Below are 13,349 nucleotides of genomic sequence, written 5' to 3'. Positions count from 1 at the left end.
TTCAAGGAGATATTTGCGATAAGGAATTAGTTGCAAAGCTTTTTGAAGAAAATGAAATAGATTATGTAGCACATTTTGCAGCAGAATCACATGTTGATAGAAGTATAAGAGAGCCAGAAGTATTTGCAAAAACAAATGTAATGGGAACAGTAAATCTTTTAAATTGTGCAAAAAATGCTTGGGAAATAGATGGACAATGGAAAGAAGGAGTTAAATTTCTTCACGTTTCGACTGATGAAGTATATGGTTCTTTAGGAGAGTGGGGATTCTTTATGGAAACTACACCACTAGATCCACATAGCCCATATTCATCAAGTAAAGCCTCATCAGACCTTATGGTAAAAGCATATGCAGATACTTATAAAATGCCAGTTAATATAACAAGATGTTCAAACAACTATGGACCATTCCAATTCCCAGAAAAACTTATACCACTTTTAATAAACAATTGTTTAAGTCACAAAGACTTACCTGTTTATGGAGATGGAATGAATATAAGAGATTGGTTATTCGTAGAAGATCATGCAAAAGCAATTGATATGGTAATCAATAATGGGAGACTTGGAGAAGTTTATAACGTTGGTGGACATAACGAAAGAACTAACATTCAAATAGTAAAAACTGTTATAGGATATTTAAATGAAAATGTAGATAAAGAGGTAACAGAAAACCTAATTAAATATGTAGAAGATAGAAAAGGGCATGATAGAAGATATGGAATAGACCCAACAAAGATAAAAGAAGAGCTTGGATGGTATCCGGAAACTACTTTTGAAGTAGGAATAAAGAAAACAATACAATGGTATCTTGATAATAAAGAATGGATGGAAAATGTAACTTCAGGTGATTATCAAAAATATTACGATAAAATGTATAGATAGAGTAGGGAATTATATGAATATAATGCATTATACGTTAGGGCTGCCGCCATATAGAAGTGGGGGATTAACTAAATATAGTTGGGATCTTATGAAAGAGCAAGCAAGAGATAGAGAGAATAATATTAATTTGCTTTTTCCAGGAGTAATGAATAATAGCAAAAAAACAAAAATTAAATATTTTGGAAATAGAGAGCGAGTTAAAGTATATGAAATAATAAATCCATTACCAGTACCTTTATTAAATGGAATTACTGATATTAAAGAATATACAAGGGATGTTCACACTATACAAAATATCAAAGAAATTATCGAAAAAGAAAAAATAGAAATATTCCATATTCATACATTAATGGGATTGCCAATTGAAGTAGTTAGGGAAGCTAAGGCACTTGGATGTAAAGTTGTTTTTAGTACTCATGATTATTTTGGAATATGTCCTAAAGTAAATTTATTAGATTGTGATGGACAAGTATGTGATGGCGATGTTAAAAAATGTAGCAAGTGCAATCAAACAGCCTTTAGCTTAAAAAAAATAAAAATAATGCAGTCAAGGCTATATAGAAAATTTAAAGAAACAAAATATTTCAATAAAATAAGAAAATATAAGAAAAAAGAAGAAAATATTCTATATAAAGATATAGAATATAATGAAAGATATATAGAATTAAGAGAATATTATAAAAAAATTTTTGGGTTAGTAGATAAGTATCACTTTAATAGTTATCAAACAGAGGAAATTTATCAGAAGTTTATCAAATGCAAAGGAAAAGTTATAGATATAACTCATAATACTATTAAAGATAGAAGAATGAAAAAAGAATTCGGGGAAGAATTACAAATTTTGTATTTAGGAGACACTGATAAACATAAGGGATTAAGCGTATTGTTAGATGCGTTAGAACAAATTAAAGATGAAAAATGGAAGTTGAATATTTATGGGAATAGTAATGAAATCGTAAGAGAAAAGATAGAAGAAAAAGTTAAATATAATGGGAAATATGTGCATGAAGATTTGAAGGGAATATTTGAAAAGGCAGATGTGCTTATTATTCCTAGTATATGTTTAGAAACCTATGGATTTATTTTGTTAGAAGGGTTAAGTAATGGAATGCCTATAATTACAAGTAATTTAGTAGGAGCAAGGTTTAAAATAAAACATAAAGAAACAGGGTATGTAGTGAATCCAGAGGCAGAAGAATTAAAGAAGCAAATAGAAAAAATAATACTAAATACAACTGAAATTCAACAAATAAATAGGAATATATTGCAAGAAGATATGAGATTTGACTTAGGAAGTCATAGAGAAGAGGTTAGAAGGTATATTTATTGTGAATAAGTTTAATGGAATAAAACAAGAAAGAAATATAAATTTAGAACTTCTAAGAATTGTAGCAATGATAATGATTGTTGCCCTACATTATATATCAAAATCAGCAATAGGAAATAATGTGATAATAGGATCAAAAGAATATTTTTTTCTAGGTGGAATCAAGGCGTTAAGCACAATTGCAGTTAACTTATTTATAATAATAAATGGATATTTTATTATTGAATTTAAATTTAAGTTGAGAAAATTAATATATATATGGGCACAAGTTGTGTTTTATTCAGTAGGAATATATTTATTTATATGCTTTTTTGAAAAAGCACAAATGAGTTTAGTAAATTTAGCATATGGAATATTTCCTATAACAATGAATACATACTGGTTTGCATCAGTGTATACTGGTTTATATATAATATCACCAGTAATAAAAAAGGTAATTATTAGTTTAGAAAAAAGTGAATTTAAAAGAATAATGATAATAGGAACAATAATATTTACAATTATACCGATAATGCCATTAACTTATGGATTAGACTTATCAAGAGGATATGGAATAATACATTTTTGTTATCTAACTTTTGTAGGAGCATATTTAAGAGTAGTTTATAAAAGTAAGTCAAGAGATAAAAAAGGATATTTAGTCATGTATTTTCTGATTTCTGGTTTTGTAGTAATAATTATGTATATTTTTCAAAAATTCAATTTTGGTGATTATTACTTTAAGTTATATGAATATAATTCTATTAGTATGGTTTTAAGTTCAGTAGGTTTATTTTTATATTTTAAAGAAGTGAAATTAACAAATAAACATTTAAATAGAATTATACGTGAAAGTGCAAAATTAACATTTGGAGTATATTTGATACATGATAATTATTTAATAAGAAACTTTATATATTATAAAGTTTTAAAAACAGAGTATTATAGTCAAAGTAAGCATTTGATATTGATAACAATAATATCTATATTACTTATAGTTGTAATTTCAATGATAATAGATTTTTTTAGAAAAAAATTATTTGATGGAAATTTATTCGAAGTGACAATTGGTAAAATTAGCGATAAAGCAACTAAATTAGGTTTGAAAATTGAAAATATATTTATAGAGTGTTGAGATAGAAATTTATTTTATATCTCAACATTTTTTATGAAAAAATAGTTAAGAAAAATGAAAAAAGACCGAAAATATATTGAAACATTGTATTTAGAGGAGGAAAAATGAAAAAGAAATTAATAGTAGCAATTACAGTATTAATAATTAATGGAATTAGCACCAAAACAGTATGGGCAGATGATTATAAGACTAAATTAATAAATGAAAAAAAAAAATTAGAGTTAAAGATTAATGAATACATTCCTCAAGAAGTCAAAGATGACTATTATGGAATGGGGAGTCTAATTAAATTAGAGAAGAAAACAGAGGATGAATTTGAAATTGGAATTTCAAAAGGAAATAATGAATATGAATTTATTGGAAGTACAAATGAGTATAAAAAAGCAATAGAGTTAATAAAAAACAAAAAAGAAAATAAGGGTGAAATAGCAATAATAATAAATAAAGAAGGAAGTATTATTTATACTACGAATGGATTAGGACGTATTGTTAATTTATATAATGGAAATCCTGAATACGATATTAAGCATACTATAAAAATATATCTAAGTGAAAAGAGCAAAAATGAGATAACATACATAAATTCAGGATATGTTGATGATGTACCGATATTAGAATATGGAGTAGAGAGAGTAAAAATAAGGGTTAGTGGTGTTGAAGGATGGATAAATATTTATGATGGAAATTACACTAATATTATGATTGTGCCATCAAATCAAGTAATAAACCCTAGTTTCTATAAAAAAGATTCCAATGAAAATTTAATACATTATATTAGTACTGATGTAGGGACTGCGAATAAAGGGCATTCAATAATCTTAGGAAAAGCTCCACAATGGATGAAAGAAGGAGAAAAGTATTATAGTTATGACGGAAATTATTTTCATAAAAATATTGATGATGTAATAGATAATAAAAACATAATAAATATTGATGATGTTCATTATAATTATTTTTCTTACTTACCAGCGAGGACAAAAACAGCTTATACAGCAGAAGAAATTGATAGGTATTTTCTTGAAAATACATCAAGTAAAAGTGTTTTAAGAGGAAAAGGGAAAAATTTTATAGAGGCCCAAAATGAATATGGTGTAAATGCTGGACTTATGATAGGAATAGCAATGAATGAATCAGCAAGAGGTGAGTCAGATAAAGCAATTAATAAAAACAATATATTTGGTTTGAATGCAGTAGATTCTAATCCAGATCAGGCAGATAAGTTCAATTCTATACAAGAGTGTATAAATGATTTTGCGAAAAATTGGATGTCTAAAAGATATTTAAATCCAGAAAATTGGGTTTATAGTGGACCTAATGTGGGTAATAAGAGTGTGGGAATGAATGTAAGATACGCATCAGATCCTTACTGGGGAGAAAAAGCCACAAGATATTATTATGAATTAGATACAAAACTAGGAAAAAGAGATTTTTTAAACTACAAGTTAGGAATATATAGAAGTGAAAATGAAGTAAGAAATTCATCTAATGAAATATTATACAAAATATTAACGAATAAGAATAAATCGGCAGGTTTAGGTTATCCAGTAGCTATACTAGAAGAACAAAATGGGAAATACAAAATAAATCCAGATAATCAGAAAATAAGTGAAACAAAATATTATTGGGATAAGTATGGCTTTATAAATAAAAGTGGTGTAGAGATATTAAATGATGAGGGATGGTATCTTGAAGATGGAACATACTACTATAAAAATTATAAAGGAGAAAAAGTTACAGGATGGCGATTTATCAATAACTATTGGTACTATTTTAATGAAATTGGAGCAATGCAAACAGGCTGGCAATTTATTGATAAGGAATGGTATTATTTAACTCATTCAGGAGCAATGCAAAAGGGATGGTTATTAGATAATAACAAATGGTATCACTTAAATGAAAGTGGATTGATGTCTAAAGAGTGGGAAAAAATAGATAATAAATGGTATAGGTTTGATAATTCGGGTGTTATGCAATATGGATGGCTATGGGAGCATAATCAATGGTACTATTTAAAATCTAGTGGAGAAATGGCAATTGGATGGAATAAAAGTGATGGTAACTGGTATTATTTTAATAAATATGGAGAAATGAAAAAGCAATGGAATTTTATTGATAAATTATGGTACTATTTTGACTATAGTGGAACAATGAAAGCAGGATGGAATTTTATTGATGGATATTGGTATTATTTAGGTGTAGCAGGAGCTATGGAAACAGGATGGAGATATATAAATGGTGAATGGTATTATCTATATAGTTCAGGAATAATGGCAACTAATACTACTATAGATGGTTGGTACTTAGATTTTAGTGGAGTAGGAAGAAAGGTGTAAGAGATGAGAATATTAAAAGGGATATTATTAATAATTGGGATTATGATGATGCAACCAGGAATTGATAGTGAAGCAGCGTTAAGATCAAAGAAAATAGAGGAAATACAAAGCAAAGATGACACTATGATAGAAAGCTTAGATGAATTTTTATCTAAAAATGATAAGGTTGAAGAAAGTGACATAGTAAATATTAAAAATATTAAAAATTCTAAAATAGAAATAATAAATAAAAATTTAACGTGGAATGAAGAATTAGATTATACGAATAAGCCTAAGAAAATAGTAATGCACCATATAGAGGCATCAAGAACTAATTCAAACGTAACTGTTGAAGAGGTGCATCAATGGCATAAAAACAATGGATGGGCTGGAATAGGATATCATTTTTACATAAATAAAAATGGTAAAATATATATAGGAAGACCAGAGAATGCCATAGGAGCACATGCGTTAAATAACAATATTGATACAATTGGAATAGCTGTTGAGGGAAAGTATCAAACAGAATATATGCCTAGTGTACAAAAAGAAGCAGTTAAATTGTTAGGAAAATATTTAAGACAAAAATATGGTATTGAAACAATAAATAAACACCAAGATTTAGTAGCAACAAGTTGTCCAGGTAAAAATTATCCATTTACAGAGATAAAGGACTCAATTAAAGAAGAAGTATTAAAAGAAACTAAAATATATAAATGGGAACGTAAAAATGATAGATTATTTTTATTAGATACATGGAGAGGTATTTATGAAAATGGACAAGTTGTTTATAAAGGCAAAACATATAACGTAAGTTCAAGTAAAGGTATTTTAGATACGGGAATAATAGAAATTGATAATCAAAAATATTATATAAAAACAGACAGTACTTATGCAAAAGGTTGGATTAAGGCAAGTGGAAATTGGTATTACTTTGGAACTGATGGAGCTATGCAAACAGGATGGCAGTATATAAATAATAAATGGTACTATCTTAATGATAATGGAACAATGAAAACAGGTTGGATGTATCATACAGATAAATGGTATTACTTAGATGGGTCTGGAGAAATGAAGACGGGATGGGTAAATGATAATTACTGGTATTTCATGGATAATGATGGGAGCATGGTAACTAAAGGTAGATGGATTAATGGAAGCTGGTATGATTTTAATTCAAATGGAACTATGAAAACAGGATGGGAATGGATAGATAATGCATACTATTATTTAGGAAATGATGGAGCGATGAAAACTGGGTGGCAGTGGATAGAAGATGCATACTACTATTTAGGTAGTGATGGAGCGATGAGAACAAGATGGCAATGGGTGCAAGATGCATACTATTACTTAGGATACAGTGGAAAAATGACTACAGGATGGAATTATATAGATAATGAATGGTATTACTTAAATTATAGTGGAAAAATGGCAACTAATACTATAATAGATGGTTGGCAAATAGGATACAGTGGAATAGCTAAAAAAATAAGTTGAATCCAAGAAGGAATATGATTGCATATTCCTTCTTTTTTCAATAATATCAATAAAAATATTGCAAAAATGTAATAAAAAGGATATTATGTAAATGAATACTGATAAAGGGGGAACAGTAATGAGAAAATTAATAAAAATAATGGCAATGGGATTAGTGTATATATGTGCGATTACACTAATACCAAATGAACTAGCAACTGCAGCAGGGAATAGACAAAAGAAAAATAAAAATATAGAAAATGGATACGTATATGATTTGTCACAATATGAAGACAACTTTATAATGACATACGATTCACCAATGGAAGGATGGAGAACAGTTAAAAAATGGGGGAAAGAATTTTCAAAAGAAGAGGATAAATTTAATCAACAACAGATACATTCAAGGTATTTAGTAGAATCAGAAGATATTTTAGATTTAAAGGATTTTTCAATTACAAATGTAAATGATGAGAGAGAAGCTATAGAAAATGAGTTAAGAACAAGATATCCTCAATATGAATTATGGCCAAGTCTAGGAAATGTATATGAAAATGAAAAGACTTATGAAATTTATGGATATAACAAAGAAACAGGCGAAGAGGTATGTGGAGTATATAAAGATGGTATTTTATATGAAACGGGTTATTACAAGAGAGGGTATATAAGCAAAGATGATAAAATTATTTCATTAAAATATGATGATACAGGTTATTATACAAGGCTATGGTATTTAGAAGTTATTGATAGTAAGGGGAATGAACAACAAATAGATATATATGAATCAGAGTATTGGAATAGGAATAATATTCATTTGCTTGGAGATAAGATAGTTATTACTAATGAATATAATAATGAAATTTTTAGATATAAGGTTGAAAATAATAAAATAGTAAAATTAGATCAATTTAGTGATAATTATTTAACTGTAGATAAAAATGGAGATGTTTGGGGCGTGAGAGGTAAAGAGGTCTTCAAATATGAAAATGGAAAGAAAGTTGTCAAAAGAAAACTGGAAAAAGAATATGAAAGAGTTTTTATTTATGATGAAAATAGAATTGTTGTAGAAAATTTTAGCAAAAGATATATGAAAGTTTTGTATAGTGATATAGATAAAGGCGAATGGAAGTCTATAAATGGATATTATTATTATTTTGAAAATGGAGTAATGCAAACAGGATGGAAATTTATAGATGGATCGTATTATTATTTAAATCAAGATGGAGTAATGCAAACCGATTGGTTAAATTTAAATGGAAATTGGTATTACTTAGACCATAATGGAAGAATGGTAGAGGGATATAAGAAAATTAATGATGTTGAATATTTCTTTGATAAGTCATCAGGAAGAATGCAAAATAATGGATGGACATACGATGAAGAAGATAATGGATACAGATATTGTGCTGAAAATGGAGTATTGCAGACAGGTTGGCTATATTTGAATGGAAATTATTACTATTTAGATGGAATGAATGAAGGTTTAATGGCGACAGGATATTATGAGATTGATAAAATAGGATATTTTTTTGATAGAGAGTCAGGAATAATGCAAAGCGATGGTTGGATATATGATGAAATGAATATGGACTATAGGTACTGTAAAGAAAGTGGAGAAGTAGTTAAGGGGTGGTTAAATTCAAATGGGAAATATTACTACTTAGAACAACGTGATGGAGTAATGCAAAGAGGAGTATTACATTTAGATGAGAAGGAATACTACTTGAATGAAGATGGTGCTATGGTTACAGGCTGGAACTGGCTTGATAAAGAATGGATGAATGAATATGCATATTATTATTATGCACCAAGTGGAGAATTACAACGTGAATGGCAATGGATAGAGGATGCATATTATTATTTGAGCTATGATGGTAAAATGACAACAGAATGGCAAAATATAGATGGGGTATATTATTATTTAGGTGGCAATGGTGCTATGAGAACAGGATGGCAATGGATAAACAATGCCTACTACTATTTAGGTAGTGATGGAGCTATGAGAACAGGATGGCAGTGGATAGATGATGCATATTATTACTTAGCGCCTGGTGGAGAAATGTCAAAAGGCTGGAATTATATAGATAATAATTGGTATTATTTATATGATAATGGTAAAATGGCAACAAATACCGAAATAGATGGTTGGAAAATTGGACACAATGGTATAGCAGTAAAAATTGCATAGGAAATAAGTGATTTTAAGAAGGGGTACGTTAAGGCTCCTTCTTTTTTTACAATAAAGAACATTAAATAAGAAAATATTGCAAAAATTACATAAAAAGTATATTATGTAAAAGGATATAAAAAATAGGGGGAGAGAAAATGAAAAAATTAACAAGAATAGTAGCGGTTGTATTAGTGTATATATGTGCAATTACATTAATACCAAATGAACTAGCAACTGCAGCAGGGAACAGACAAAAGAAAAATAAAAATATAGAAAATGGATACGTATATTATTTGTCACAATATGAAGATAACTTTATAATGACATATGATTCACCAATGGAAGAATGGAGAACGGTTAAAAAGTGGGGAAAAGAATTTTCAAAAGAAAAAAATAATTTTCATCAAATACAATTGCATTCAAGATATTTAATAGAAGAAGGAAATATTATGGACTTAAAGGATTTTTCAATTAGTAATGTAGATGATGAAATAGATAAAGTAGAAACTAAATTAAATGAGATGTATCCAGGATATGATGATATATGGGTATATATTAGTGAAATAAATGATGGGAAAAGAAGTTTTGGATTTCATGCTAATAATTATGAAACAGGAGAAGAAAAGAGAGGAGCTTACAAAGATGGTATAATATATGAAAATGATATGGGATATGATTTTATAAGTATAGGTGATAAATTTATTTCAACAAAAGTAGAAGAAACAGAAGAAACAGAACTATGGTATTTAGAAGTTATTGATAGCGATGGGGTTAAGCAAAGAGTAGATATATTTGAAACAGAATTTTATGGAAATGATGTAACAATTGATTTATTAGGAAATAAGATAGTCATCCAAAATTCCTATAATACTGAAATTTTTAGATATAAATTTGAAAATAATAAAATAGTAAAATTAGATCAATTTAGTGGTACTTATTTAACGGTAGATAAAAATGGAGAGGTTTGGGGTGTAAAAGATAAAGAGGTATTCAAATATGAAAATGGAAGTAAGGTTATTAAGAAAAAATTAGAAAAAGAATATGAAAGAGTTTTTGTTTATGATGAAAATAGAATAGTAGTAGAAAATGCTAGTAAAAGATATATGAAGGTTCTATATGAAGATATAGATAAAGGGGAATGGAAATCTATAAATGGATATTATTATTACTATGAAAATGGTGTGATGCAAACAGGATGGAAATTTATAGACGGATCATATTATTATTTAAATCAAGATGGAACGATGCAAACAGGGTGGTTAAATTTAAATGGCAGTTGGTATTACCTAGATCATAATGGGAGAATGGCAGAGGGATATAAGGAAGTTAATGGTGTCAGATATTTCTTTGATAGATCATCAGGCAGAATGCAAAATAATGGGTGGACATATGATGATAAGCAAGCCAGATATAGATATTGTACTGAAAGTGGAGAATTGCAAGTAGGTTGGCTATATTTGAATGGATATTATTATTATTTAGATAAAGAATATGAAGGGATAATGGCTACAGGGTATACTGATGTTGGTGAAATAGGGTATTTTTTTGATAGAGAATCAGGAGTAATGCAAAGTAATGGTTGGAAATATGATGAGTGGTACGAAGAATATAGATACTGCAAGGAAAATGGAGAAGTTGTTAAAGGTTGGTTAAATTTAAGTGGGGAATATTATTATTTAAATGAATATGATGGGGCTATGGAAACAGGAAAATTATACTTAGATCATAAGGAATATTTTTTAAATGAAAATGGTATTATGGTTACAGGGTGGAATTGGAATGAGGTAGATTATTGGGAAGCAGGATATTATTATTATGCACCAAATGGGGAATTACAAAAAGAATGGCAATGGATAGAAGAGGCATACTATTATTTAGGGGTTGATGGTAAAATGTCTACAGAGTGGGAAAATATAAATGGTGAATATTATTATTTAGGTAGCAATGGAGCCATGAGAACAGGATGGCAGTGGATAAATAATGCATACTATTATTTAGGACAGAGTGGAGCTATGAGGACAGAATGGCAATGGATAGATAATGCATACTACTATTTAGGTAGTGATGGTGCTATGAGAACAGGATGGCAGTGGATAGATGATGCATATTATTACTTAGCACCAGGTGGAGAAATGTCAAAAGGATGGAATTATATAGATAATAATTGGTATTATTTATATGATAATGGTAAAATGGCAACAAATACTCAAATAGATGGTTGGGAAATTGGACATAATGGTATAGCAATAAAAGTTGCATAAAAAAGAAGAAAGGAATGATGTTTCATTCCTTTCTTTAATATTAAATAGTGAAAAGGATAGAAAAATGAGAGAAGGCATAAAGGGTAAGAACAAACAAGATAAAGCTATTTTTGCAAAGATATATATTTTGATAAGCCTTATAATTCCATATGGAGTATTGGGGTATGCAAGCAGTAATATGCTATTAGTTTTAATAGGATTTATAGGGTTAATATTAACAAAGAATCTGAAATTTGATAAAAAAACTATAATTATGATGGGTGGCTTTAGTGTGTATGTAATTATACATACAATGATGATAAGTAGAACTTTAAATAGCATTGTTGGAAGTGTAATGTACTTATTAATTCCAGTAAGTTATTTAATATTTTCAACAACAATAAATAAGAAAAATTATAAAGAGATAATGAAAGTTTGTTTAAGTGGGATAACAGGTGTAGCGATAATTGCGATTATATATCAAGGAATTATAGGGGATATTAGAATTGATGGAAATTTAGGTTACGCAAATTCGTATGCATTGATTTTGTTAATAGGAATATATATTAATAAGGAGCTTAGCCTAAAATATAGATCATACATAGATATAATATTATATGTGGGGATTTTATTTACAGGGTCTAGGACAACATTAATATTGCTAATAATTTATGGATTTATAAATTTCATAAGGGATAAAGAACTTTATAAAATTCAAGCTTTTGTACAAGGTTTAATAATATACGTATTATTAGAAAAATACTTGGCAATAGCAATACTTATATTTCCTTTAATTGTGTATAGTATTTCTATAGATGTAGATAAAAAGAATGAAAAAAAAATATTAGTAATAAGTTTACTTGTTGTAGGAATCCTAAGTTCTATAGGGAACATAAATACGATAGAACGGGTGAAAAATATTTCTATAAACAATGGATCTTTTAAGGAGAGAATAATAAGCTTTGAAGATAGTATAAGTGCAATAAAAAATAAGCCATTAGGATATGGGATTAATAATTATATATATGAAAATGGAGAATTTAAAACAGCTAATTATAATATAAGATATATACATAATTCAATTTTACACACAATATTTGAAATAGGTATCTTAGGTGGAGTATTGCTAATAGGGATGTTTATATACTTAGGAGTAAAAATTTATAAGAAGGATAAGTTTAAAGATAGATTTATTATTTTTATTATGAGTATAATACATTCACTAATGGATTTTGATTTTGCTTACGGAACAATATTGATATTATTAGTATTAATAGCTACACCAACAATTGAGGACAATAAGGAGAAAAAAGTAAAAATAGCAATGACTATCCCAATTGTTATCGTGATAATATTATTAGGAAATGAATTGATTTTAGTTTTGGGAAAACAAGAAATAATGAATAAAGAATATAGTAAAGGGATAGGAATAATAAAAAGAGCGATAATAAAAGACTTTAGATATGATTATATTTTAGGAGATGCATATTATTTAAAATACTTAGAAAGTGCAAATGAAAAAGATATAAAATTAGCTTTAAAGTCAATTGAAGAAGCAAGAGATAAATATGAAAACAATTTGATAAAACACAAGGAAGCACAAATACAAAAAGAATTATCATATGAAAAGTATGTGAAAATAATGGAAGAGATATTTGAAAGTTACAAATATTATCCATACTATTATAAAGACTTTTATGAAGTAGCAAAAGAAAATGGAGATGAATTATTAATAAAAGCAATAGAAAACAAACATGCCTTAATGAAAGGAAAAATTAATATAAAGGCAAAAGGATTACCAAAACAAATAATAGATAACTATCAATAAA

At 27.8% G+C, this 13,349-nt stretch carries 8 protein-coding genes; all 8 read left to right on the top strand.

The window, feature by feature from the left end; translation table 11 throughout:
- Nucleotides 1-881, top strand: an 881-nt coding sequence (rfbB, locus tag ACRC28_RS16930; RefSeq protein ID WP_438544624.1) for a dTDP-glucose 4,6-dehydratase, incomplete at its 5' end; no start/stop codon positions are given.
- Nucleotides 882-894: 13 nt separating this feature from the next.
- The gene (locus ACRC28_RS16925) at nt 895-2,217 is read left to right on the top strand and encodes a glycosyltransferase (RefSeq protein ID WP_438544623.1); all 1,323 of its coding nucleotides are present in this window, start codon (nt 895-897) and stop codon (nt 2,215-2,217) included.
- On the top strand, nt 2,210-3,322 hold the full coding sequence (locus ACRC28_RS16920; protein ID WP_438544622.1) for an acyltransferase: 1,113 nt from the start codon (nt 2,210-2,212) through the stop codon (nt 3,320-3,322). Before ACRC28_RS16925 ends, ACRC28_RS16920 begins: the two co-directional genes overlap by 8 nt.
- A 104-nt stretch (nt 3,323-3,426) precedes the next feature.
- Entirely contained in the window at nt 3,427-5,655 is a 2,229-nt protein-coding gene (locus ACRC28_RS16915; protein ID WP_438544621.1) for a glucosaminidase domain-containing protein, read from the top strand.
- A 3-nt stretch (nt 5,656-5,658) separates the two neighbouring features.
- The gene (locus tag ACRC28_RS16910) at nt 5,659-7,131 is read left to right on the top strand and encodes an N-acetylmuramoyl-L-alanine amidase (protein ID WP_438544620.1); all 1,473 of its coding nucleotides are present in this window, start codon (nt 5,659-5,661) and stop codon (nt 7,129-7,131) included.
- A 118-nt stretch (nt 7,132-7,249) separates the two neighbouring features.
- Entirely contained in the window at nt 7,250-9,298 is a 2,049-nt protein-coding gene (locus ACRC28_RS16905) for an N-acetylmuramoyl-L-alanine amidase family protein (RefSeq protein WP_438544619.1), read from the top strand.
- Between the two features lie 137 nt (nt 9,299-9,435).
- Nucleotides 9,436-11,541: an N-acetylmuramoyl-L-alanine amidase family protein gene (locus tag ACRC28_RS16900; RefSeq protein ID WP_438544618.1), complete on the top strand. Its 2,106-nt coding sequence runs from the start codon at nt 9,436-9,438 to the stop codon at nt 11,539-11,541.
- Complete coding sequence (locus tag ACRC28_RS16895; protein WP_438544617.1) at nt 11,534-13,348, top strand: O-antigen ligase family protein; 1,815 nt, start codon at nt 11,534-11,536, stop codon at nt 13,346-13,348. The genes ACRC28_RS16900 and ACRC28_RS16895 overlap by 8 nt, the downstream gene beginning before the upstream one ends.
- The last annotated feature ends 1 nt before the right edge of the window (nt 13,349 follow it).

The sequence above is a fragment of the Clostridium sp. genome (genome assembly GCF_051650885.1).
GTDB lineage: Bacteria > Bacillota > Clostridia > Clostridiales > Clostridiaceae > Clostridium.
Note: the sequence above shows the minus strand (reverse complement) of the source record. Positions and strands in the feature narration are given on the sequence as shown.